This is a genomic window from Moorena sp. SIO3E8 (genome assembly GCF_010692445.1).
Lineage (GTDB): Bacteria > Cyanobacteriota > Cyanobacteriia > Cyanobacteriales > Coleofasciculaceae > Moorena > Moorena bouillonii.
Genome location: NZ_JAAHHM010000005.1, coordinates 111,013 through 135,114, shown reverse-complemented (window position 1 = coordinate 135,114; position 24,102 = coordinate 111,013). Strand labels below are relative to the sequence as shown.

Annotated in this window: 19 protein-coding genes; 7 read left to right on the top strand and 12 right to left on the bottom strand. The window is 42.5% G+C overall.

All coding sequences use genetic code 11. The annotated features are described in order from the left end of the window. Positions 1 to 387 precede the first annotated feature (387 nt). Positions 388 to 633 carry a hypothetical protein gene (locus tag F6K46_RS04080; protein WP_070394915.1) on the top strand — a complete coding sequence of 82 codons (246 nt, stop codon included), beginning with the start codon at positions 388 to 390 and terminating at the stop codon, positions 631 to 633. 108 nt (positions 634 to 741) lie between these two features. Here F6K46_RS04080 and F6K46_RS04075 read toward each other — a convergent pair whose 3' ends face one another. From F6K46_RS04075 to F6K46_RS04050, 6 genes are all read right to left on the bottom strand, one after another. Further along, complete coding sequence (locus F6K46_RS04075; protein ID WP_293052576.1) at positions 742 to 981, bottom strand: hypothetical protein; 240 nt, start codon at positions 979 to 981, stop codon at positions 742 to 744. A 252-nt stretch (positions 982 to 1,233) separates the two neighbouring features. Beyond that, a complete protein-coding gene (locus tag F6K46_RS04070; protein WP_293052573.1) occupies positions 1,234 to 1,737 on the bottom strand; it encodes a hypothetical protein in 504 nt (167 codons plus the stop codon). Between the two features lie 70 nt (positions 1,738 to 1,807). Beyond that, positions 1,808 to 2,740 (bottom strand): MBOAT family O-acyltransferase, encoded by a 933-nt coding sequence (locus F6K46_RS04065; protein WP_293052570.1) that lies wholly within the window; start codon positions 2,738 to 2,740, stop codon positions 1,808 to 1,810. 303 nt (positions 2,741 to 3,043) lie between these two features. Then, positions 3,044 to 4,249: a Coenzyme F420 hydrogenase/dehydrogenase, beta subunit C-terminal domain gene (locus F6K46_RS04060; RefSeq protein ID WP_293052566.1), complete on the bottom strand. Its 1,206-nt coding sequence runs from the start codon at positions 4,247 to 4,249 to the stop codon at positions 3,044 to 3,046. A 405-nt stretch (positions 4,250 to 4,654) separates the two neighbouring features. Further along, positions 4,655 to 5,515, bottom strand: a complete 861-nt coding sequence (locus F6K46_RS04055; protein ID WP_293052564.1) for a Uma2 family endonuclease — start codon at positions 5,513 to 5,515, stop codon at positions 4,655 to 4,657. 992 nt (positions 5,516 to 6,507) lie between these two features. Further along, positions 6,508 to 7,467 carry a DUF362 domain-containing protein gene (locus F6K46_RS04050; protein ID WP_293052561.1) on the bottom strand — a complete coding sequence of 320 codons (960 nt, stop codon included), beginning with the start codon at positions 7,465 to 7,467 and terminating at the stop codon, positions 6,508 to 6,510. An 866-nt stretch (positions 7,468 to 8,333) separates the two neighbouring features. On the opposite strand from F6K46_RS04050, the gene F6K46_RS04045 reads away from it, so the two are divergent. Next, positions 8,334 to 8,672: an NfeD family protein gene (locus tag F6K46_RS04045; protein ID WP_293116788.1), complete on the top strand. Its 339-nt coding sequence runs from the start codon at positions 8,334 to 8,336 to the stop codon at positions 8,670 to 8,672. A 457-nt stretch (positions 8,673 to 9,129) separates the two neighbouring features. On the opposite strand, the gene F6K46_RS04040 is transcribed toward F6K46_RS04045, so the two are convergent. Both F6K46_RS04040 and F6K46_RS04035 read right to left on the bottom strand, forming a co-directional pair. Beyond that, a complete protein-coding gene (locus F6K46_RS04040) occupies positions 9,130 to 9,822 on the bottom strand; it encodes a DUF6391 domain-containing protein (RefSeq protein WP_070394908.1) in 693 nt (230 codons plus the stop codon). Positions 9,823 to 9,978: 156 nt separating this feature from the next. Then, on the bottom strand, positions 9,979 to 12,207 hold the full coding sequence (locus F6K46_RS04035; RefSeq protein WP_293052554.1) for a pentapeptide repeat-containing protein: 2,229 nt from the start codon (positions 12,205 to 12,207) through the stop codon (positions 9,979 to 9,981). A gap of 171 nt (positions 12,208 to 12,378) precedes the next feature. Between F6K46_RS04035 and F6K46_RS04030 the strand changes: the two genes are divergently transcribed. Together F6K46_RS04030 and ispG are read left to right on the top strand one after the other, a co-directional pair. Beyond that, positions 12,379 to 12,582 (top strand): hypothetical protein, encoded by a 204-nt coding sequence (locus F6K46_RS04030; RefSeq protein ID WP_070396893.1) that lies wholly within the window; start codon positions 12,379 to 12,381, stop codon positions 12,580 to 12,582. Between the two features lie 101 nt (positions 12,583 to 12,683). Continuing rightward, positions 12,684 to 13,901, top strand: coding sequence for a (E)-4-hydroxy-3-methylbut-2-enyl-diphosphate synthase (ispG, locus tag F6K46_RS04025; protein ID WP_293052548.1), 1,218 nt, complete (start codon positions 12,684 to 12,686; stop codon positions 13,899 to 13,901). A 201-nt stretch (positions 13,902 to 14,102) separates the two neighbouring features. Here the strand turns inward: ispG and F6K46_RS04020 are convergent, their stop codons facing one another. Continuing rightward, positions 14,103 to 14,900 (bottom strand): Uma2 family endonuclease, encoded by a 798-nt coding sequence (locus tag F6K46_RS04020; RefSeq protein WP_293052545.1) that lies wholly within the window; start codon positions 14,898 to 14,900, stop codon positions 14,103 to 14,105. Positions 14,901 to 15,257: 357 nt separating this feature from the next. Here F6K46_RS04020 and carB point away from each other — a divergent pair, with 357 nt between their 5' ends. Next, the gene (carB, locus tag F6K46_RS04015; RefSeq protein WP_293052542.1) at positions 15,258 to 18,515 is read left to right on the top strand and encodes a carbamoyl-phosphate synthase large subunit; all 3,258 of its coding nucleotides are present in this window, start codon (positions 15,258 to 15,260) and stop codon (positions 18,513 to 18,515) included. 734 nt (positions 18,516 to 19,249) lie between these two features. Here the strand turns inward: carB and F6K46_RS04010 are convergent. From F6K46_RS04010 to F6K46_RS04000, 3 genes are all read right to left on the bottom strand, one after another. Beyond that, positions 19,250 to 21,034: an IS1634 family transposase gene (locus tag F6K46_RS04010; RefSeq protein WP_293052538.1), complete on the bottom strand. Its 1,785-nt coding sequence runs from the start codon at positions 21,032 to 21,034 to the stop codon at positions 19,250 to 19,252. Between the two features lie 251 nt (positions 21,035 to 21,285). After that, on the bottom strand, positions 21,286 to 21,744 hold the full coding sequence (locus F6K46_RS04005) for a DUF29 domain-containing protein (protein ID WP_293052535.1): 459 nt from the start codon (positions 21,742 to 21,744) through the stop codon (positions 21,286 to 21,288). 433 nt (positions 21,745 to 22,177) lie between these two features. Beyond that, positions 22,178 to 22,378: a hypothetical protein gene (locus tag F6K46_RS04000; RefSeq protein ID WP_293052532.1), complete on the bottom strand. Its 201-nt coding sequence runs from the start codon at positions 22,376 to 22,378 to the stop codon at positions 22,178 to 22,180. 166 nt (positions 22,379 to 22,544) lie between these two features. On the opposite strand from F6K46_RS04000, the gene F6K46_RS03995 reads away from it, so the two are divergent. Together F6K46_RS03995 and F6K46_RS03990 are read left to right on the top strand one after the other, a co-directional pair. Beyond that, positions 22,545 to 23,006: a DUF4351 domain-containing protein gene (locus tag F6K46_RS03995; RefSeq protein ID WP_293052529.1), complete on the top strand. Its 462-nt coding sequence runs from the start codon at positions 22,545 to 22,547 to the stop codon at positions 23,004 to 23,006. Between the two features lie 138 nt (positions 23,007 to 23,144). Further along, positions 23,145 to 23,309 (top strand): hypothetical protein, encoded by a 165-nt coding sequence (locus tag F6K46_RS03990; RefSeq protein WP_293052526.1) that lies wholly within the window; start codon positions 23,145 to 23,147, stop codon positions 23,307 to 23,309. The last annotated feature ends 793 nt before the right edge of the window (positions 23,310 to 24,102 follow it).

Below are 24,102 nucleotides of genomic sequence, written 5' to 3'. Positions count from 1 at the left end.
GGTAGAATACAGGTAACATTGTCAATAGGTAGGTCTTGTTGAACAAAAGAGACCTATCTTTTTTTTAGCACAAAATGGTGAAAGCTTTACATTTAAAGCTTTTCAGGCTATTTCGTCACCCCTTCAGCTACTAACAATGCTCCAAGATATCAGGTAAACCTACTTCATAAATTTTGTGAGTTTCCGCTTAGGATATCTCATTTGGTATAATTTCCTAGTTTATTTTATCATAAAAAGTACGAAATAGACCAAAAAAATTACAATTACCAGGTTTTGTATAAAAATCAGTAACTAGTTAAGTTTTACAAGCTCTAGCTATTTAATTAACCGAAGATTGTAGACTATAAGGAAAACGTACTATTTCATATTCAGAGGTGAGGTAAAGTTATGCCCCGTGGTGGTTATCGAGAAAATAGTGGTCGGAAGCCGAAGTGGAATCTGGGTCAAACTAAAGCAGTAAGGATTCCGGTAGTGATCGCAGATACAATTCTGGAAGTGGCTAAACGACTGGATGATGGGGAGAGTATAGAGTCGGTGATTATTCCTAAATCAGAAACGACTCAACTCTCTCAATTGCTTGGAGAAATAGGGGCATCACAAGCAGACTCAAAAGATTCATTAATGGGATCTTAATTCAGAATTCAGAGTTCAGAGTGTAGGAATTTTCCAACTCAATTCGTAATTCTGAATTCTGAACTCTACAGATATTAGACTACGGGAGCATTTTGGCTTAGTTGAGCTTCATGGCAAATAGGGTTTTATTAAATCTATAAGTTGTTGAGTTCTGTGATTTACCCCTAAATCATGAAGGTGATAACTCGTATCATAAAACATAGATTTATCGTACATAAAATCTTCTGCTTTACCAAGAATAGTAACCCCCAGACGTTGATAAAAATGTTCTATACTTTTAAAAAAATATTGCTTTCTAGGTTCTTGATAAACATCAAACCAGATTGTATTCGGCCAAGTAGCTATCACCTTAATCTTATGGCTTTCGCACCAATTTATAAATTTAATGATGCTGTTTATTCCATGACTTGAAGTTATAGATTTACCTATATTATTGTTGTAATTTATTTTGTCAATAGCTTGGATTTATTTTTGGGTTATATCAGCTTTTCGATTACCTGTTTCATCTCCATACTCATTAAGATTTTCAGACTGATAATAAGAATTCCAGGGCTGAGGGGTTTTAAATTTAACTACGATTCCCTGTCTTGATGCAGTCGCTCATGGGGGAAACCACGGCAGTCGCTCATGGGGGGAACCCCCAAGACCGCGCTGCCTTCCCAAGACCGCGCTGCATCGCTCTTGCACACGCTTCAAGGGGATTCCACTGATGAAACGAAATTGATTAATTAAATTCAGTGATAGTAAATATTTCGGATCCCGAGCCAACAGATAGTCAATCAATGCAGCAGTAGGTTTACCATCATCTGTATAATGCTCATATTCCAGAGGGAGAAGAACTAAATCTCCAGGCTTGAGCCACGAACGAGCACGATTCAAGATGTAATCAATACCAAGTCCAGCATATGTAGCTCCATTAAGACAACTTACGAATGTCTCTTTATTTATCTGACTACAGCTAATGCCAAATAAAGCATTTGAGCCAGCAACTATAACTAATTTAGGGGTTTCTATAGAGTTAGCAATATTGGACTTGATAGTGTATATCTCGTCAGTCCAGCGAGAACTCTCTGTTGGAGCACCAATTTGGAATAAAACAGCCAACAGGAAAATTAAACAGCTAATTAACAATCCAGAAAAGATTGATTTGAAATATCTTATGTAAGCCATATTGTTAAAAATTAAAGTACAAAAATTCACTGTCATGTGCTGTTAAAATAATTTTTATAACAATAAATAAAACTATTACCAGAATAAGCCCAAAGGGTTGATTAAACTGCCACTGCAACTTTTTCCACAGTTGACTGCGCCAACTTGAATAAGTTTTTACTACAGGTATATTCAAGGCTGGCTTATACTGTTCCATCCATTGTTGAGAGTTGGGTATTAGCCAGATAAATATCAACAAAATTATCAGTAATTTTTTTTGTGATTCTACAACTGATTCTGACAAAGATATCCCATTTACACCGAGCATTGTTTGTAATATTACACTTGCACTATCAAGATTATCTGCACGAAATAAAACCCATCCGAATACGACAGCAATAAAAGTAATAAAACAACTAAGAGTGCTACTCAACCAGTTACTCTTTTTCAAATCATGTCCTAGGAATTTACGAAAAGATCGCCATTGATGATTGATACATAAATAAACTCCGTGTAACCCTCCCCACAAGACGAAAGTCCACCCAGCACCATGCCAAAGACCACCTAGCAGCATGGTAATTATTAAATTGAGATTGCGTCGTAATTCGCCTTTGCGATTACCACCGAGAGGAATATAGAGATAATCCCGCAGAAAGTTAGAAAGGGTAATATGCCATCTACGCCAAAAGTCACTGATGTTTACTGCTTTGTAAGGAGAGTTAAAGTTCAGTGGTAGCTTAATACCAAACATCCGTGCTGCACCGATAGCCATCTCAGAGTAGCCGGAAAAATCGAAGTAAAGTTGGAACGTGTAAAATAACGCACCACTCCAAGCATCATAAAAGGTGAGTAATTCTCCTGAAGCAGCAGCATTAAAGACTGGAGTAGCATAAAGAGCAGCTGTGTCAGCAATCAAGACTTTTTTGATTAACCCTATGGAGAAAATAGTTACCCCCACCGCCAGATCTTCATGGTTAAACTGACCAATCTAATGGTCTACATTTATACAGTTCCCTGATCTCCTCTCCAATGAACAGTAATTGCTGACTTTTCCTAAGCATTTAGCGGTCAGCTTGGTCATTGATCATTAGTGATTGAGTTGGTGGTGCTATTGTTTTTATTTCAGCTCAAGCCTTTGCGATCGCTAGCTGATCAGCATCGCCATTACCCATTACCCATTACCTATAATTTCTCTCGACAGTAGCTGAGTTGGAAGGCAAACGATCGCTCACCCTACCGAACCCCACCAATCCCTCAGTTTTTAGTCTGGCAACTTGTACTGTTCTACAATCCGCTTGGCATACTCTGGCACATGTGCCTCTAACTTTTCTGGATGATTGCGCTTTATATATAAATAGTTCCGGGCGAAGTGGGCGTCAATAGAAAAACGAGCATACTCTAATCCTTTCGGACCTATTTTTTCAATCACCACTGTCATCATTTTTGCTGCCCACATCGGTAAACTAATTCCCTTGTCATTGGCAGGAATACTTTGTTGCACTCCCGGTTTGCGATCGCCTTTTGACATCACTGGTTGAGTTTCCAACTGGTCTTGCACCAAATCCAGCATTTCTTGGCCAATGTCATTACGAACCAAAACCCACTGCCAACCAAAGGGGGCTCCCATGTAACCTACGACTAAATCCGCTAGGGAGTTTACATAGTCAAAACAACTCATGCAAGAGGAGGCACAGACATCTTTAAGTTCATCAGTCTTTAAGCCAAAGAACGGTACTTTCTCAATTGAGCCATCCTCATGTTTAAAGTGAACCCGGAAATCCTGCATAAACTCGTAATGTACCACCGTTTCTGGTGAACGGCTGGTGGTGTCCAGAAATTTTTGCAACCCCTCACGTTTGACATTATCGACACAGGGCGTACCTAAAACATAGAGTTTTTCTAAACCAAGTTCGTTTTGCACTGATCGCAATGCTTGGATTTGGCAGCCAACACCAATTACTAATAATCGTTTCATCCCTGATTGTTCCACTTGCTCTAACACAGAGAGGTTAGGAGACAAGGTAGGCTTATTAACCCGTGCTGCTAACACCTCCTCTGGGGTACGAGCAATGATCGGCATTGGCTGAAAGCGGTCTTCTTTAGTGTTTTGGACACAGACTACACCTTCAACTTTACCCTGCTTGAGCATTTCCATGGCAATGGTACTGACAATTCCTGTCCACTGCGCCCCTTCTATGGGGTTAATCTTCTTAGCCGTGATCATCTTCTGGTTAACACCAAAGTACCAATCATCTGGATGATCTAGATTGCGGCTACGCCCATGGGCTTTTGTTTCCAAGTCAGCTATTTGCTGGTTTAAGAATGCACAAGCTTCCTTGACATAATGGATATAGTATGTATCACAAAGTCCACACTCGCTACACAGTTCCTTGGCAGGGCGTCGGCTACTTGGTTTTAAGGCTCTCGCTTTTTTATGTTTGGCAGATTGAGGTGTCACTGAAGTCATTTGCTTAACTAATGGTCTATTGTCTCACGATGGTGAGCATTCAGAAGTCAGCTAATGGGCTACTTGAGATGCTACTTGAGGTGATATCAGCTATCAGCCGTCAGCGTTAATTTGGATCTTGCTGATCGATTCCAACACAATAGACAGGAGTGTAAATGCGTTCCTGTCGCGGCTCAATGCTTAGCATCGCATATCTCGATGGCCAACACTGATCGGATTTTCTCTTAATTTTCTTTTATTTTGTACATTTGTACTAAATTAAGGTTTGCGTTCGCGTAGCGTGGCCTACGGCCAATCGCACAAAGGGGAGATAATTGGACCCTCAGGTCAATCAAAGTACCACCGTAGGGGCGCAGGGGGTGCGCCCACCCACCAAGGGAAAAGAAAACCAGAAAAACCCTCCTTTTAGTTACCAAATTCTGCCACCTGAGATTGAGACAGACCGGTTAGATTGGCCACCTGCTCCACCGTCATCCCTTGCTCTAACAAGTTCTGCGCCACCTGCTGCAACTGAGACTCCGCTTGCTCGGCTCTTTGTTGTTGTTGCTCGGCTCTTTGTTGTTGTTGCTCGGCTCTTTGTTGTTGTTGCTCGGCTCTTTGTTGTTGTTGATCAGCTCTTTGTCGTTCTTGCTCGGCTTTTTCCTCAGAAGTGGGCAGTAACTCCCCATCCAAATTTGCCCAGCGTAACCAAGTTGCCTCGATGCCGTGATAATCACCATGCCAACGCACCAAGCTCAAACCTAATGCCTGAGATACCAGTTGGTTTTGCTGATTAGGTTCTATCGGTTGGTAAACTCTATTTTGGAGATGAAATCCAGCCCAATCATCTGGATTGAAAGGATCAAACCAGAAATACTCTGGCACACGCATCTGATTTTGATAAATCTGCTTTTTCTCGTTTTTGTCACGCTCAGCAGTGCTTGACGACAAAAGTTCGATAATCACGTCAGGACCCTTTTCCTCCTCCCAAATCACCCAGCTTCGACGCTCTCCCTTGGGTACATCTAGAGCAACAAAGAAATCTGGTCCTTTATAGTCCTTATTTTTGAGTTGGGCAACGCTGTAGTAAACAAACATATTGCCACCGACATAGCCATCCGACCTATTGTCTAGCCAAGGCGATAGGGTATAAATGAGCAGATCCATTTGGGCTTTGTGCCGTGCGGTTTCCATTGGTATATCATCATCACAGGGAAGGTCGGCCTGAGTGGGTGGCGCTGCCACTGGCATTGACTCTATAGTTTTAGAGAGTGTAAGATCTGACATAGCTCTCCAAAGGTTTTACTAAACCCAAGTTTTGACACTTCTATGTTAATGGGTGCTGCTTCAACGCAAATGGGATCATATGTTGGAGGCTCTGGTTTTGGCGGACGGAAACTCTCCTAGATACCTAGGGAAATCACCCCCATCCCCTGGTCAGTTAATGCTTCTTTACAAAGAAGCCAAATTTTACCTTTGATGGGGTCAGCATCCAGCAACTATAAAGCATTCATCCCCTTCTTTTCCGCTGTCTTCAATGCTGCTTTTACCTCCTCAAAAGGCAGGGATTTGCCTAACACCTTCTGATAACTTTCCATTGAGGGGCAAGTACTGATGCATTCACAATTAAAGGTGAGGTAGCCAGAGTCCTCACCAATTTAGATAAACGAGAGATAGTCATTATTGTAACCAAAGCGGAAATCCCCTACTGGATCTTCCCAAGTGGCCATAACGTCCGAGGGTGACTGCTGATGGTTGATAGCTGAGTGCTCAAAGATACATGGCTGCGTTCGCGTAGCGTAGCCCTTCGGGCTAATCGCAACTTCCTAAAACCTAGAGGCATCAGCCTGTTTGACTTTTTCAATGTCACCTTCGGTCTCTTAAAAGTAACGAATAACTCTATCACTGTTTGCTGGACTTGACCAATAGTGGAGCTATAGAGTAATTAATTATACAAAGTCGGACTATGCCTTCTGGTATTCACCAATGCCCAGCTTATTAATTAGTGATTAGTAATTAGTGCTTTGTGGCCAGTAACAAGTTTTCTGGTATTCACCAATGACCACCTTAGTGATTAGTGATTAGTAATTAATAATTAGTGATGAGTGCTTTGTGGTCAGTAACAAGTTTTCTGGTATTCACCAATCACTGATTACTAATCAATAAAAAACCGCCGCTAGCAATAGGGCGGGATGGTTAAGCAATCGGAGGGTAACTCTAGGTTACTTGATTAGTCTAGGATTCTGTTGTAGCAAATTTTACCAAATACCCCTAACTGTCTAGCTTTTACCATAAGCATTAATTGGTTCTTTGATAAGCCGGATATATAAATGCTTAAAGGTAGACCTAATTACTCGAGGCATACCAAAATCAATCGGTTTCATAGTATCAGGTAGTTTCCAATCCCTCACTTGGATTTCTAGAGGTCGTTGGTAAGGAAAGTCAATCTCTGCTAAGTCTGGCAACAACCCCAGCCGTTTTTGAGCTGCCAGGGTAGGAACCAGTGCTGGTTCAACATTGAGAATTTCCACTATTGAGCGGTCGAGAGCAAAGACATCCTCTGATGCTCCCAAGATCCCTAAATGTCTGGGTTCACCACCAATCGGACCATTTCCTTCCTGACCAATAATGCCATCAATAATAGTCAACTGCGGATTAATCGCCCGTGCTGTTTCCACCAGCATTTCCCCAAAGCGAGTCTCATCCTTACCTGCTTCCATATGCCACCAGGCTTTCATTTTTCCCGGAACACAGCCGAATAAATTCTTCACCCCCATGGTCAGGGTCAACTGCATGTGGGATTTTACCTTCGGTAGGTTAATCACCACATCCGCATTCATGGCTTCTTTAGACAAACGCAGATGATTAAAGGTTTCGCTAGCAGTTTCATAACCCTTGCCGTGGAATTCGACAATAGGGATATCAAGTTCTGCCATCATTGGCAGATAGCCGTTCGCCTTAGCCACACCCCTAGCACTCCCAAAGGCTGGGCTATCTCCGAAAAAGGGTTTACCCCCAGCTTCTTTGACTAGTTGAGCGACGCAGTAAACAATTTCAGGGCGAGTGATACATTCTTTACCAGGACGACCAGCAGTAAGTAAATTAGGTTTAAGCAGAACCGAATTACCTTTCTTAACAAAAGCACTCATCCCTCCCAAAGGTTCTAGCAGCCTTTCCAAGGAAGCTCGTAAGAGTTGTCTATTATAGGAATCAGCATGAATTAAACTAACAGTTTGCATAATTTAATAGTTTTGATGTCAGGGGAAAATGATCAATTGTGTATTGTTATACCAATTTACTATCAAAGATGTAAACTTATAGTAGACTTGGGGATGGGAAATTTTTCAGCTTGTTTCCCGCCGCCAACAGATAAGTTACATTTTTAAATAAAATCTGGTATTCTTCCAGGAGGAAGTTGCCTATCGTAGCAATTGTCTGTTGTAGTATGAAAATCTTTTACTCTAGGGTGGCAGATTCCTAGCTACACACGTAGAATAAGAATACATAGTGCATCTACTTATTCTTCAATGTATCTACAACTTGTCAGTTGCGTCTGCGGTCTTGTATCTAGGTTGAGCCTTAAATAATCACTCTAGGTCATGTTTAGGTTGAAAGCGTTATTCAATCGTTTCAGGGTGTATCAGTGAACGCATTTGTCCTATTCCAGGGTTTTAGGGACAGTACCTTAATACAGTAGTGCACTTACCAAACTTTTAAAGGATGTGGATTTTAACAAAATGTTTATAATTCTCTAACTTCCCTAATCCTGAAGTGTTTACTCTCCTGAGGAAGAATGGTTACTTTTGTCATTCGTTGAATGCCGGGAAGTGTATCTAATCTGTAATCAATAAACGTTTCCGTTGCCGAATTTAAGGCTAATTTTCAGGAAGATCGGAATTTTCTGTTGAAGCTAAAAATACCTATATCAATGGAGAATACTGATGCTCTCTTGACTGAAACCCTATCTTAGGCACGGGTTAATGGCCATTTCAGGCACAAAAATTTCACATTCAGCCGACGTTGCCAGATTTTCCCTGGTTAAAACGTTTTGTACCAAGCAGGCTGAAGAAAATAACATAATCAGTCAAACGAGGTGAACACACAAATGATTAAAGTACAGGCTCCTGATTCCATCCTATTTCCACAACCAGGCGTTGGCAAAGTAGAACGTACCATTACCCCGACCAAGCCTGGGCGAGTCAAATTTAAAGCCACATACTGGCCCGCCCGCTTATGTGATCATGATTCCCAAGTTACCCTTATGCCTGATGACCAAGTGACCGTGGTGGGCCGACACGGGATTACGTTGTTGGTGGTTCCTGCAGGCTATATTTCCCCTGGCAATTCACCAGATGGTGAACCGGAAGTTGAAGAACCTAGTCAATCCCAGAGCTTGGGATGGACTCAGAAACTGAGCTCAGTCTTTTCAAAACGGGGTCGCTAGAGTTTAACTAGCCGTAAGCTTATGGGCTACCTCAAGCGCGTCGTTCGCACAGCGTGGCCAAACGCGCCCCGCGTGGCCTTTTGGCCAAGGCCAAAGCCTGTGCCACCTCACAGGCTTCTAGCCTGTGCCACCGCTGCGCGAACAGCTATCAGCAGTCAGCTGACGCGCTACTGGAAAAGCTTCCCTTTGCCTAACCAGTTAATGTTCTCGCAGCCAGGATAAATAAACAAAGTTCAGACGTTATATGTAAGATATATAACGTCTGAACTTTGTTTATTTTAGTGGTCAAGCTTGCATCTAAAGCTTGCATCTTATTTCATGTTCGGATAATCACCATTAATCAAAATCTCCTCATCTCCCCATCTCCATCTCCATTTGTAGTCTTAATTTTAAAAATTGGTATAAGTCGGTCGGTTCTCTTGCACTGATCTAACCAAGGACAAATAACAATTCAAGCTTAGTCAATCCATCGCATCTGGACAAAATGGGCTGGACGTCCCCAGATATCAGATGTTTCCCTAATGTCTACAATCGCCAGGTTAAAAGGAATGGCAGTAGTTAAGTACCGTTGTGCTAAGTTACCCAAATCAGGTGTTAGTTGAGTAGCAGCTACCGCTGCAAAGCCAAGACCCAACAGTTGTTCAATCGGTCCTCGCGGCAGTAACAGATGAACTGCCAACCCCAGTCCAGCACCTAAAAACACTGCTACTGAGAGATTCGTGCCGCACCGGGGGTGGATAGCCATATCCCATTCTCCCCGAGTCAGTCGCTCTAGGGCAGTGGGTACTGCTCGTCTCAAGTCAGCCAAATTTACCTGACCATAGAGATAAAATCCTTGGTCAGTTGATAGTCCTCCTATAGAATTATTATCTGATGGAGGAGTGATACGGCTTGCACCAGCACCACTAGCACCATAGCGCTGACTTAGAACCCATACAGTAGCGTGTTCCAGAGCATGAACCTGACGCACCATGAGCATCTCTTTTAACCCTGGAACGAAATTCAGCTGCCTCAGCAAATCCGTATCCTGGGTCGGTTGAGGGGCTGTAAAATCAAAGTCCCAAAAGTTACTGGTGTTTAGCGATGCAGCGCGGTCTTGGGGGTTTCCCCCATAAGCGACTGCATCAAGAACGGAAGCAGAATTACTCATGGCAGCAAAAACGCAAAAGCAGGTTCATTAATATCAGACAGTTTCACTGTAGCATTGTGTCCGACTGAATACTTTTCATTTCTAAACATTCAGCTGAATGCTTAGAAAACTTAATCATTCTTAGTGGTTCGTCAATTAAGAATTAACCATTAACAATTAACCATTAACAATAAATATAGCTCCTCGCTGTTCTAGCTCAGGTTTAATTTGATCGGGCAAAACTGCGTTGTACCAAAATTTAGCACCTTGGACATTGGCTTTATGAAGATTACTACCAAATAAGTTAGTACCCATCATATTTGTCTGACTCAAGTCAGCATTAGTCAGATCGACGTGACGCAGTTGAGCATAACTGAGTTCACTACCACTGAGGTCTCCATAACTCAACTGAGCATGACTTAATTGAGCATAGCTAAGGTTAGTCTTCCTTAAGCTGGCATAATTCAGAGAAGCACCACGCAGGTGAGCCTGAGTGAGGTTAGCACCATCTAAGTTTACGTGATTGAGATTGCTATGGTTTAGCTTGGCTTGACAGAGGTTGGCTTGACACAGGTTAGCCTTGTTTAGGTTAGCTTGCTTCAAGTTGGCACCCCTGAAGTTGGCATGATTGAGCTTAGTATGACGTAAGTCAGCCCTATTAAGGTTAGCACCACTAAGGTTGACCCTACTAAGTTTGGCATTTTGGAGACTAGCATCACTGAGGTTAGCATCGTTCAAATCAGCATTTTGTAAGTCAGCATGAAGCAAATTACTCTCGTTCAAACTGGCATTTATTAAATTTGCTTGCTGTAAATTAGTACGACGTAAATCAGCACCGCTTAGGTTGGTACTACTCAAATCAGCACTATTCATGTCAGCTGTGATTAACTTGACTCCACTAAGATTAGCACCACTTAAGTTAGCGCCACTGAGTTTGGCAAGGCTTAAGTCAGCCTGACTTAAATTGGCACCACTAAGATTAGCACCACGCAGGTCAGCAGCCCTTAATTTCGTATTACGTAAATCGGCACCACTAAGATTAGTACCACGCAGGTCAGTCCCTTTTAATTGGGGAAATACTCGATAGCTCTCCGAAGAAATAACCCTGGGATTATCTGGCTGATTTTCTGCGATTTTAATGAGATTATATTGAATATTTTGAGTGTAAATTGCTATCACAATATTGAAAATTTCTAAAAACTTTATAAACCACTTACACTCTTGCTCTGGAGAGTTTTCGTAATAGCGAATTATTTTAGCAATACAAACGTCTAGATGAGCTTTTACGTACTTACAAATTAAAACAATTTTGATTAAAATACTAACAAGAGTGAGCGGTTCTTCTTGAGTTGTTAATAAAATAAATAGAGGAGATGGTTCCTGGCTATCTTCAGTCGTAAAAAGCTCAACTAATCTTCTGCAGGTGCGCAGAATTAAGTCGAGGGTTATAGTGGATTCATTATAGTCAATGTAGAGTTGATCGATTTTTTGAGAAATTTTGGTATTTACGATGGCTAAGGATTTATGATTATGTACGTAAGTTAATAAATATTTTTTCAGACTTTGTTTAAAGTCTCTATAATTTAGATTTTTAATTTGCTTAACAAAAATACGGGCTTGGTAATTGTAATTAGACCATAGCTGTTTAGATTCAATTTTTTTAATAATATCAATAACTTCGTTTCCTATATTTGTCGGATTATAAGTGTCTTCAGGTTTTAAGACAGGGGAATTATAGTGAACTGTATACCTAGCTAAATCAAATGTAAATTTTTCTGTTAATTGATTGGCTATATCTATAGCAATTTTTCGCTGTTCTATGGGATTTTTATGATCAAGATATTGAGGAACTAATAAATAAGACGCATAGCGAGAACTCCAATAACCTCTTTTGGCATTTGAATTGATTTCATTAAAAAGCTTTAGTTGATTATAGTCATCACTCTTAATAAAAATAACTAGCCAATTGATCTGACGGTTAACTAGTTTAGAAAAGCTATTATTGGTTTGAGTTTTACTATTGTCAATACTCTTGATTAATTTGGTTATATAATTTAAGTTTCGTTGAGAATACCAATTATTGATTACTATATAGCATGAGCGTTTAAATGTATTAGCAAATACTTGATAATCGTTGTGTAAAATTATTTCTAATAATGCCTTATTTACCTCTAGGTTTGCCGTCATTTCACAAGAGATGAACAATTGCTTAAAGTCCAGAAAAACGGTTTCTGGATAATTTTCCTTTACCCCCTTAAAAAAAAACTGATAGATAACTTCTTGATAACGCTGAATGCTTTCCTGTTTCGGTAGTTCAGGTTCAGTAATATCCTCATTATTAATATCATCCTGCTTGGGGGTATGATTGGGGTGATTATTGTTGTTCGTTGAGATGCTCTCTACCATAGAGACAAATTCCTTTATTATATATATTATATAGAAAGTTTAATTTGAACAGCAAGTTGAGACAAACAAGGGACTCCTGAAAAACGTAAAATTGATAGCAATGACTTTAGCCAATGAGGAATGTAATTTGCCCGGGTGGTCATTAGTAGCTATAACCATAAGGAGAGTACTGTGGAAGTTAATGTAAATTGTGCCCAAGACTGCATCAACGGTTGTATCTTAGGTGACAAATGCCCCAATAAACAATACCTGGCTGAGGCATCCCAGTTCATTAACGATACTTCATTGGACAAAATGTTGGAGTTGGCAGAGGAAGCACGGCTCAAGAAACTATCTCAACCTCCCAAGTGGGTGATTCCCGACTTTCCTGAGTAGAAAACTCTCACCCGTAAGCCAAAAGCGCCTGATTCTATGGGAACCTAAGAGAATAAATACAAAAACCTACTATTCTCGCTACGCCAAGCAATTAACAGGTTATGCAAACTTTAAGCACACCTCAAAGGGCTGCTACACTACCAGCTTTCGATACTACTATCCACCGCCGTCAAACCCGCCCTGTCAGAGTGGCTAATGTCACTATTGGCGGGGGATACCCGGTGGTGGTGCAATCGATGATTAATGAAGATACCTTAGATATCGATGGTTCCGTTGCTGCTATTCGCCGCTTGCACGAGATTGGTTGCGAGATTGTCCGTGTCACTGTACCGAGTATGGCACATGCTAAGGCTCTAGCCCAAATCAAAGAGAAACTAGCAGCGACCTATCAACCGGTGCCTCTAGTAGCTGATGTCCATCACAATGGCATGAAAATTGCTCTGGAAGTTGCCAAGCATGTGGATAAGGTGCGGATTAATCCAGGATTGTATGTCTTTGAAAAGCCCAAAGCCAATCGCAGTGAATACACTGAAGCTGAATTTGAGGAAATTGGGGAAAAAATTCGGGAAACCCTAGAACCCCTAGTCATTTCCCTCCGTGACCAAGGGAAAGCTATGCGCATCGGAGTCAATCACGGTTCCCTAGCAGAACGGATGCTGTTTACCTACGGTGATACCCCAGAAGGGATGGTGGAATCTGCTCTGGAATTTATTCGTATCTGTGAATCCCTAGATTTCCGCAATTTGGTGATCTCCCTGAAGGCTTCACGGGTACCTGTGATGCTAGCCGCCTATCGCTTAATGGTACGGCGGATGAATCAGTTGGGGATGGATTACCCTTTGCATTTAGGTGTTACTGAAGCCGGGGATGGGGAATATGGACGGATTAAGTCTACGGCTGGTATTGCTACTCTGCTAGCTGAGGGAATTGGTGATACGATTCGTGTCTCCCTTACGGAAGCCCCAGAAAAAGAGATTCCTGTTTGCTACAGTATTCTGCAAGCTCTGGGATTGCGGAAAACTATGGTGGAGTATGTGGCTTGTCCGTCCTGTGGTCGTACTTTATTTAATTTAGAGGAGGTGCTCAATAAGGTTCGGGAAGCTACTAAACATCTCGCTGGCTTAGATATTGCTGTGATGGGGTGTATTGTTAATGGTCCTGGGGAAATGGCTGATGCTGACTATGGTTATGTAGGTAAGCAAGCTGGCTATATTTCTCTGTATCGCGGTAAGGAGGAAATTAAAAAGGTACCTGAAGATCAAGGAGTAGAGGAATTGATTAATTTAATTAAAGCTGATGGTCGCTGGGTGGATCCTTAATAATTTTTGAATAAAAACTATAAAAAACTATCACTTTGTGGGCGCAAGCCTTGCGCCCTTACAATTTATTTGTGTTCCACTCATGATCACAAGCGCTATAAATTGAAAATTAGCAATTAACCCCCTAATCACTCGATCAGCTGATCATCAAACCTAGTTTTCTAATTAGTTGACCAATGCCCGTTGGAGCAATGGCGAGAATCAAGCATCTGAGTGATCACCTAACTCTTTGAGTCTAGCTAGCAATTCCTCTACCCGCTTTTGAGCCAGTTCCCTTTGTTGCCGTTCAGCTTGAGCTTGTTGTTGAGCAGCTTGAGCTTGTTGTTGAGCAGCTTGAGCTTGTTGTTGAGCAGTTTGAGCTTGTTGTTGAGCAGCTTGAGCTCTCTCCTCTGGTGTTGGTACCAATTGCTGATCTTCACTGAAAAACCGTAGCTGGGAATTATGCACACCTAAAAATAATTCCAACTGCTGACTCCACAGCCACCCCTGAGTATTAGGGTCGAGGGGTTGATACTGGCCTCCCATCAGGCGAAATCCCTGGAAATCGAGGGTATCGGGGTGAAACCAGAAATATTCTGGTGTCCTGAAAGTATCTTGGTAGAGGATTTTCTTTAATCCCTTGTCAACTTTAGCTGTACTGTTAGAGAGCAGTTCAATTATCACATTGGGATATTTTCCTTGTTCTGCCCATACTACCCAACTTTTGCGGGGTCGATTTTCCGTACCGAGAACCACAAAAAAGTCGGGTCCTCTAAAGTCTCTGGTGGTAATATGCTCAGGACTGAAATAGATAGTGAGATTCCCAGTAGCATAGAAGTCGCTTCGTTCTCGCCACCACCACTTCAGGCAAGCGAGTAACAGCTCAATTTGATCTCGATGGCGATCGCTTTCCAAGGGGGGTTCATCACTCCATAAATCACATGGTGGAATGATAATACTTTCTGACTCAGCCATTACATTGACTTCCGCAGTGGCTTCTGAATTCTTGGCAAGGGTCATAGCACTCACAGGCAAAATCGCTACCTCTAGTTTGACAGCTTTAATCGAAATGGTTAACTTACAGCGGTTTGCAATTCAATGTTTTTAGGGAGCAGGGAGCAGGGAGCAGGGAGCAGGGAGCAGGGAAGTCGGAAGTGGGAAAACAATCCTGTGTACCTGATAGTTATGCAAACCGCCGTAACCGTTGACTGTCAACGCTCAACGGTCAACGGTAAACAAATCAGGTTTGTTGGGTAAAAGCTGGATAAAAAGCTCGATAATTTCTAAAAGCTGGATAAATAACTAGGGAATAATTTGGCAAGCAAGCATATAATAGTCAGGATCTAATAACGTTTATGTCACCACAGAGCAACCACTATGCCCCGCCGCGATGATATTCACAAAATCTTGCTCCTTGGTTCTGGTCCGATTGTGATTGGACAAGCCTGTGAATTTGACTATTCCGGGACTCAGGCTTGTAAAGCACTCCGGGAAGAAGGCTATGAAGTGGTACTGGTAAACTCTAATCCAGCTAGTATCATGACTGACCCGGAAACGGCTGACCGTACCTACATCGAGCCCCTAACTCCAGAAATCGTCGAGAAGGTGATCGAAAAAGAACAACCATGTGCTTTACTGCCAACCATGGGGGGTCAGACGGCTCTGAATATTGCGGTTGACCTAGCGAAGAATGGGGTTTTGGAAAAGCATGGAGTGGAGCTAATTGGGGCAAAGCTAGAGGCGATAGAAAAGGCTGAAGACCGCCAGTTGTTCAAGGAAGCAATGGAAAGGATTGGGGTAGGGGTCTGTCCTTCGGGAATTGCGAATAATCTCAAGGAGGCTAAAGCGATCGCACAAGAAATCGGCTCTTACCCGCTGATTATTCGCCCGGCTTTTACCCTGGGGGGTAGTGGTGGTGGCATTGCCTATAACAAAGAAGAATACGAAACAATGGCTCAGGGGGGTTTGGATGCTTCGCCAGTGTCTCAAATCCTGGTGGAAAAGTCTTTGTTGGGCTGGAAGGAGTATGAGTTAGAGGTCATGCGAGATTTGGCAGATAATGTAGTGATTATCTGCTCCATTGAAAATGTTGACCCGATGGGGATTCATACTGGGGACTCGATTACTGTTGCTCCCGCTCAAACCCTGACGGATAAGGAATACCAACGGTTGCGGGATTACTCGATTAAAATTATTAGGGAGATTGGGGTTGAAACTGGAGGGTCAAATATTCAGTTTGCTGTGAATCCCATCAATGGCCAGGTCATTATCATTGAGATGAATCCTCGGGTTTCCCGCAGTTCTGCCCTAGCCTCGAAAGCAACAGGGTTCCCGATTGCTAAGTTTGCTGCTAAATTAGCCGTGGGATATACCCTTGATGAAATTCCCAACGATATTACTAAACAAACTCCTGCTTCCTTTGAACCAACTATTGACTATGTGGTAACTAAGGTACCCCGGTTTGCCTTTGAGAAGTTTCCCGGTAGTCAAGCAATCCTGACGACTCAGATGAAGTCAGTGGGAGAAGCCATGGCGATTGGACGGACGTTTCTCGAATCGTTTCAGAAAGCGTTGCGCTCCCTGGAAACTGGACGGTTTGGGTGGGGATGCGATCGCAAAGAGAAGCTGCCATCTCTCGAACAAGTGCGCTATGGTTTACGAACCCCGAATCCAGAACGTATCTTCACGGTGGGTCATGGTTTGATGCTAGGGATGACCTTAGAAGAAGTACAGGAACTCACAGGAATTGACCCCTGGTTTTTGGATAAATTGGCGGAATTGCTGGAAACCTCAAAATTCCTCAAACGTACCCCATTGGAAACCTTGAACAAAGAGCAGTTATGGGCAGTCAAACGTCAGGGATTTAGCGATCGCCAAATTGCTTTTGCTACCAAGACTTCGGAAGATGAGGTGCGTGAATACCGTAAGCATCTAGGAGTAGTACCAGCATATAAGCTAGTAGATACCTGTGCAGCCGAGTTTGAGGCATTCACACCTTATTATTACTCCACTTATGAAGAAGAGTCGGAAGTGATACCTTCGGATCGGCGGAAGGTGATGATTTTAGGTGGGGGACCAAACCGGATTGGTCAGGGAATTGAGTTTGACTATTGCTGTTGTCATGCATCTTATGCTCTGAGTAAGCAGGGATTTGAGACAATCATGGTCAACTCCAACCCAGAGACAGTTTCGACAGATTATGATACAAGCGATCGCTTATATTTTGAGCCCCTGACCAAAGAGGATGTACTCAATATTATTGAGGCGGAAAATCCGGAAGGGATTATTGTTCAATTTGGGGGACAGACACCGCTGAAGTTAGCAGTGCCGTTGCAAGAAGCCTTGAAGGTTAGCAGTTTGAAGGTTGGCAACCAACAACTGGTAACCCAAATTTGGGGAACCTCTCCCGACTCAATCGACGTAGCTGAGGATCGGGAGCGGTTTGAGAAGATTTTGCGGAAGTTAAATATTAAGCAGCCACCCAATGGAATTGCTCGCAGTTATGGGGAAGCACTAGAAGTGGCGAAACGGATTAGTTATCCAGTGGTGGTGCGTCCGTCTTATGTGTTGGGGGGACGGGCTATGGAAATTGTCTATTCCGATGAGGATTTGAAACGCTACATGAAGTTTGCGGTGCAGGTGGAACCAGAGCATCCGATTCTGATTGATAAGTTTTTGGAGAATGCAGTAGAGGTAGATGTGGATGCGATCGCAGATCACACTGGTCGGGTAGTGATTGGTGGCATCATGGAACACATCGAACAGGCGGGGATTCACTCCGGAGACTCTGCTTGTTCTTTACCCCACACCTCTCTAACACCCGTTGCTTTGGAAACTATTCGCACTTGGACCTACCAGCTGGCAAAAGCCCTGAAGGTGGTGGGGTTGATGAATATTCAATTTGCGGTGCAGGGGGAAACCGTTTACATACTCGAAGCCAATCCCAGAGCATCCCGAACAGTTCCCTATGTCTCCAAGGCAACAGGGGTACCCCTGGCCGGGTTAGCATCTCGGATTATGTCCGGTGAGACCTTGGAATCCCTTGGGTTAACTGAAGAAGCTATTCCTAAGCATATTGCAGTCAAAGAAGCGGTATTGCCCTTTGAGAAATTTCCTGGTACAGACACCCTCCTCGGACCAGAAATGCGTTCTACTGGGGAAGTAATGGGGATTGACACAGATTTTGGCAAGGCATTTGCCAAAGCAGAATTAGCAGCTGGTCAGCGTTTACCTCTATCTGGCACAGTGTTCGTTTCCACCAATCACCGAGATAAGCACAATGTAGTACCAGTGGCGAAAGACTTAATCGAGTTGGGTTTCGAGCTAGTGGCAACGGATGGCACTCGCAAGGTGCTGCAAGAGCATGGACTGGATGTGGAATTGGTATTAAAACTCCATGAAGGACGTCCCCATGTTTTGGATTGGATTAAGAATCAAAAGATTCAGCTAATTATTAATACCCCTTCTGGAGAAGATGCCTATGCCGATGGGCTGTTAATTCGTCGAACAGCATTAGGCTATAAGATTCCGATTGTAACTACAATTGCTAGTGCTAAAGCAACAGCAGCCGCAATTCGTTCACTACAGTCGCAACCACTGGGAGTTAAAGCTCTACAGGATTATATCACGAATTAGGTTTTGTTATCAGAGCAGGTAGTGGTACATGAGTGGTGATTTTGGCTGCGGTTACTTTGACCAGACCTTAGGGCGTGTTTTCAAAGTTTTCCGCCAGATTTAGATCCCCCCCAGCCCCCCTTAAAAAAGGGGGGAGCCATACTCAAGTTTTCCGCCAGATTTAGATCCCCCCCAGCCCCCCTTAAAAAAGGTAGGGCTGTTTCATTCTGGCCAAAAATAGATGGGGAGATGGGGAGATGGGGAGATGGGGAGAAAAGGAGCGCGAATAGTCGGAATTTTGGCCAAATTTATCTAACCCTCCTCGAAGGCCGAATCACGAATTGTTAGTCATTGGAGTTGCTTCCTCCCAACTAATTTGTCAGATTTTAATGACTAAATTGGCGGATTTTTCGGGAAATTTTAGTTTATTTCCCTATCCCCCTATCCCCCTATCCCCCTATCTCCAATAATCGTTAACTTATTAAAGTTTGAAACAGCCCTGCCTTAAAAAAGGGGGGAGCCATACTCAAGTTTTCCGCCAGATTTAGATCCCCCCCAGCCCCCCTTAAAAAAGGGGGGAGCCATACTCAAAGTCCCCCTTTTTTAAGGGGGATTTAGGGGGATCTCCGAGGCAAGAAGACACACCCTAGCCAAATCACTAGATTTTTATCACTACCGTTCCCTTGAAACTGAAGTTCCTCGTTGACAAAATGGCACAACCTATGCATGGCTTGGGATTTCCGATTTTCTATCCGTCATTTACTGGGTACAAACAGAGAAACATTAAGTAAATCTAAAGCCTTTTGTTGGACTGGTGTAGGTTGAGTAATTTTCAAAAAAGTCAGATCAGCTCCCTCTAATTTAGAACGAATTGTGTTAAGAGTAATTGTCCCCAGATCAGCCATCAAAGTTGAAAAGCTATGTACAGGCAAATTCTGGGATGTCTTCTTTCTACGAGCTTTGGATAAAGCCTTTTTTGAACGTTTGACAGGAGTTACCCCATCCCAATCGATAGGAGTGTCATCCTCATCCTCAAACAAAATCGGCCCTAAAGCTTGTTTCATGTGCCATTCCACATAATAAGCCAGCATACAAAGAAAAACGTGAGATTTCACTCGGCTTTCAAGGTGATGATAAATGGGACGTACTTTTAAATCCATAGTCTTATAAGAACGAAAAGCCTGTTCAACTTGAGACAGACTTTTGTAAGCTTTGACCGTCCTTGGAGCATCTAAAACTTCCGCCTCTACAGAAGTGCGAATTACATACAATCCATCTAAGGCGGCGGCGACTTTTAAGTCTTGTGGCTTGCGGGAGTATGAAAAGCTGTTGTTCGTGATTTCCAGTTCAAAGAACTTACCGACTCGATACTTATTAATCACCTTACCGACTCGGATACCAATTTGCTCGGCTCCTTTCAAAGCTCTTTTTTTTCGGAGAGTTGCTTGGACAATTTTTTCTAATTCTTCTTCAGTTTTTTGTAATAGTTTTTCTCGTTTTTGTGCGCTTTGTTCAGCAGTCAAAGGGTTGCGACAAGCAATTAATCTTTCCCCCTGATAATCAACCGATTCAACCTCAACTAAATTCTGTTCATCAAACAACCCCAGTTGAATCACCTCTTGCTGGGCGAGTTTTTTGATTTGAGGGGCTGTCAAAGCGGTAATCCAATTCTTATCCTCCCCAGAAGACAATTCTTGGTCTATTCTCGTCTGAGTAATCATTCCTCTATCTCCGACCCAGATAATTCTTGATAGTCCAAAGCGATCACGGACTTTTTCGATTTGTTTTGCCAAGGTCGTTGTATCGGATGTATTTCCTTCAAAGACTTCTACTGCTATGGGACATCCTTCTCGGTTACACAGTAAGCCAAATACTATTTGTAGTTTTCCTCTCTTTTTGTCTCGACTATAACCGTATTTGGCTAGGGGACAGGTTTTTCCTTTCGGCAAAGCCGTTCGCGTAGCGTGGCCTACGGCCTCCGCTTCGCGAACAAAGTAGGTAGAACTGATGTCGTACAGAACTAATGAACCCTCTTCTAAATGCTTTTTCGCCAGTTCATTTTCAATGGATGCTTGTCGGACTAGTAACCAATCTAAAGCCTCATATAAGTCATCCTCCAATGCTGATTCTAACCCGAGGATATGGCTCAAAGATGAACAACAAGTTTTCCAATTTAATCCCCTCGCCGTTGCCAATTTTGAGCGAGGCTCAATAATTCTGGCTACTATCATTGCTATGATTAAAGAGCGATTTTTTGAGGGGTTTGAGTCGAGCAGCTCTGGAACTCCCAGTTTGTTAAGAGTTCCTAATACCGCAGATACATGACCATGAGGTAAGCTGCGAATAATTTGAAAAGCCTCTCCATAGTTTTCAATTGCGACTCCTCCTTTCAGAACAATACGCAAATTTTCGATCACATCATCAGGTAATTTGGACAAATTAGCAAGGGTGCGTTTACGAACTTTATTTCCCTCTCGGTATGATTCTCTGAGAAGGACGGCAGGAGGAGAATTTCTGTTAGGAACACGTTCTATATACATGACTACATTATCGCCGAAGTTCCCCCAACCAAAATCTTAAGAAAATCGGAAAATTACATGGGCACACAAGGGTCAGGCTAAATCACGCTTATCCCTTATGGGGATAGCCTTTCCTGGGTAGAGTAGTACAAATGTACAGGGGAACTTCAGTTGAAACCCTCTTTATTATTGCCTATTGCTAGCATGCCTTTTGCCTTTTGCCTGAAAAGCATAAGCAATGTGACTCAAAGGTTGTTGACTCAACTAACAACCTAATTTTCCCAATCTTGGCTAGTATCACACCAAAAACTCTCCTCAATCACTTCATCAAAGGAATAAAGACAAGCTTCTGGGAAGGTTCGTATTGGTAAATTAGTTTCCCGCAACGCTAAATCAATACCTGCTTCATAGCCATCCATCATTGCTTCCGACCGGCGAGACTTTAAGCTCGGGTTTTGCCGTAAATGCCGTTTAATTGCCCGACGTTGCTCTCTAATACTCAAAAACCAACTACGGCTACGATTCTCTGGCTGATACTGCCACTTGAGCAGATGACCAAGCAGAACGCAAAGGCGACTTACCAATTCTCGATATTCCTGTCTTCCCAAAGCTTTAATTTCTTCCTCCAGATGCTGCCAATCAAGCTTAGAAAATTGCTTATACTTCAGTGCTTGGGCTTGCTGCTGAGTCCAACCATAAAAGTCTTGCTGGTATAGGGAAGGTTTATCCATAAAATTTAAAAAGTTATTACAGTTTTTTACATTAATTTTACATTAATCTAAGAGGTTGTCTGAGAAGTCTCATTGGCTACATCCAAGCCCCCGTTGGTCCCCCAAGGGGGACTTTTAGAAGCAAATTGACTCTTGTTCCCCCCAAATTTGGGGGGCTAGGGGGGCAAAAATCAGTATAAAAAAACTTTTCAGATATCCTCTAAATACCTATAGCGTTTCTAGGACAGTTAGGACATGACAAAAGTCTCAAACCTAAATAAGCGCAAGAGTTTGAATTCTGACTTCTGACTTCTGACTTCTGACTTCTGCTATATATCCAAAACAAAAAAAAAATAGCCGTAGAAATACTATCCACGGCTATGTCAATCACATATGTCAGAAATTTCCGAAACCCAAGGCCAAGGGGGGGAAACCCCCCCAGAAAATTAAGGTGTTATGGCAACAACCAATACTTGGTCATAGTAGTAATTACTTCTCCTGGAATATCGGTCGCTTCTAGAGGAGTCCACTCCGCAATTTCTGCATAACCTAGGGAATACAGCATCTGGATACTATTGATTACTGATTCACGAGGCCCTTTGAGAGTGTGCTGAGTGGGTTTTTTCTTGAAATTGCGAGTAAAGTTGTCTGACATTGTGAAAAAGTTCAACTTGGTTTACATTGATTATTGTAATCATTACAGTTTTAGTTGTCAAGGGTTTTTATTAAATTAAGAATGTATAATTAAGAATGTATAATTAAGAATTAAGAATTAAAAATGTAGAATTAAAAATGTAGAATTAAAAAATAAAAATTCACCATTGCCTATTGCCTATTGCCTACTCCCTGTTCCCTGTTCCCTGTTCCCTGTTCCCTGTTCCCTGTTCCCTGTTCCCTGTTCCCTGTTCCCTTTGGTATATATGATTGAAAATAGACAACAGCAGCGTAACCTATCTGCTTGCGTACAACTGTTGGCTGGGGTGAAATTTGATGAGCAGTTAATTCAAGCTTATTTTCGGGAGGATATGATGCAAGAGTCAGTAGTTTATCAACGGATTATTCGTCAAGGATTAGAACAGGGATTAGAACAGGGATTAGAACAAGGAAAGCGCAATGAGCTTAATTTAATTAAGCGTCTACTTAACCGTCGCCTAGGTCAAATCAATCCCCAATTACAAAATCAAATTGAGGAATTATCTTTTGACCAGTTGGAGGATTTAGGAGAAGCGTTGTTAGATTTTGAAACCGAAGTGGATTTGACCAATTGGTTGAACCAGTTATAGCGCTACGCGCAAGGGCAAGAGGCAAGAGGCAATAGGCAAAAGTTTACTACAAAAGTAATGGTGCGCTCTTACCATTAAGAATTAAATTCGCGCTTATTGTCGCACCTCTGCATCGCTTACAACCCTCTTGCCGTCTTGATGCAGTCGCTCATGGGGGAAACCCCCTTTGGCGGCGCTGCATCGCTATTGCCTATTGCCTATTGTCTATTGCCTCTTGCCTATTGCCTCTTGCCTATTCCCTATTCCCATGTGAGAAAATGGTACTCGTTAAGAACAAAACAGTACCGTTTTTTAATACACTAGTACTAGTTTATTGTCAACAAGTACTAGTTAATGAGAAATTAGTACTGTTAAATGATAAACAAGTACATTTTAACCAGAAACGGGTACCCGTTTGTTATACACCAGTACTTGTTAAGGAAAACCAGTACTAGTATGTGATAAAAGGGTACCCGTTTGTTATACACCAGTACAGTTTAACGAGAAAATAGTACTGGTTTGCGAGAAAATAGTACTGGTTTGCGAGAAACGAGTACTGGTTTGCGGTTAATGGGTACTCGTGTGTTAGATGTTATTACAGCACTACCCATTCAGAGTAGGGGGTTGCTTAATAATGGAATGATTGTAAGAGTTTTGTAGAATGGGCATCTTGCCCGTTCCTGAGATTTGGGCGCGGGCAGGATGCCCACTCTACTGATATGGATTAGATTTGGGCGCGGGCAGGATGCCCACTCTACTGATATGGATTAGATTTGGGCGCGGGCAGGATGCCCACTCTACTGATATGGATTAGATTTGGGCGCGGGCAGGATGCCCACTCTACTGCGGGCTTCTGACTTCTGACTTCTGACTTCATTAGAGTTCTATGTACAGAATTACAAAGTTTATATAGCGTTTGTATTTGAAATGTCAACCTAGGAGGTGTTTTTTGATTAGACAATAAAACTGAGAATCTCTTTCCCCTATTGCTAGCATGCCTATTGCCTATTCCCTGTTCCCTATTCCCTAAAAACTTCACCCAATTAAAAAATGCTATAATTTAATTGCTATTGCCTATTGCCTATTGCTTTCCCCTCAGGGATGGCAGCAGATAATG

Bases quoted from the DNA above. Each gene is read 5' to 3' on its own strand.
- F6K46_RS04040 (WP_070394908.1), bottom strand. From the start codon at position 9,822: ATGAGTAATTCTGCTTCCGTTCTTGATGCAGTCGCTTATGGGGGAAAC.
- F6K46_RS04010 (WP_293052538.1), bottom strand. From the start codon at position 21,034: ATGTATATAGAACGTGTTCCTAACAGAAATTCTCCTCCTGCCGTCCTT.
- F6K46_RS04035 (WP_293052554.1), bottom strand. From the start codon at position 12,207: ATGGTAGAGAGCATCTCAACGAACAACAATAATCACCCCAATCATACC.
- F6K46_RS04060 (WP_293052566.1), bottom strand. From the start codon at position 4,249: ATGACTTCAGTGACACCTCAATCTGCCAAACATAAAAAAGCGAGAGCC.
- ispG (WP_293052548.1), top strand. From the start codon at position 12,684: ATGCAAACTTTAAGCACACCTCAAAGGGCTGCTACACTACCAGCTTTC.
- F6K46_RS04055 (WP_293052564.1), bottom strand. From the start codon at position 5,515: ATGTCAGATCTTACACTCTCTAAAACTATAGAGTCAATGCCAGTGGCA.
- F6K46_RS03990 (WP_293052526.1), top strand. From the start codon at position 23,145: ATGCAGTCGCTCATGGGGGAAACCCCCTTTGGCGGCGCTGCATCGCTA.
- carB (WP_293052542.1), top strand. From the start codon at position 15,258: ATGCCCCGCCGCGATGATATTCACAAAATCTTGCTCCTTGGTTCTGGT.
- F6K46_RS04000 (WP_293052532.1), bottom strand. From the start codon at position 22,378: ATGTCAGACAACTTTACTCGCAATTTCAAGAAAAAACCCACTCAGCAC.
- F6K46_RS04020 (WP_293052545.1), bottom strand. From the start codon at position 14,900: ATGACCCTTGCCAAGAATTCAGAAGCCACTGCGGAAGTCAATGTAATG.
- F6K46_RS04005 (WP_293052535.1), bottom strand. From the start codon at position 21,744: ATGGATAAACCTTCCCTATACCAGCAAGACTTTTATGGTTGGACTCAG.
- F6K46_RS04050 (WP_293052561.1), bottom strand. From the start codon at position 7,467: ATGCAAACTGTTAGTTTAATTCATGCTGATTCCTATAATAGACAACTC.
- F6K46_RS04080 (WP_070394915.1), top strand. From the start codon at position 388: ATGCCCCGTGGTGGTTATCGAGAAAATAGTGGTCGGAAGCCGAAGTGG.
- F6K46_RS04045 (WP_293116788.1), top strand. From the start codon at position 8,334: ATGATTAAAGTACAGGCTCCTGATTCCATCCTATTTCCACAACCAGGC.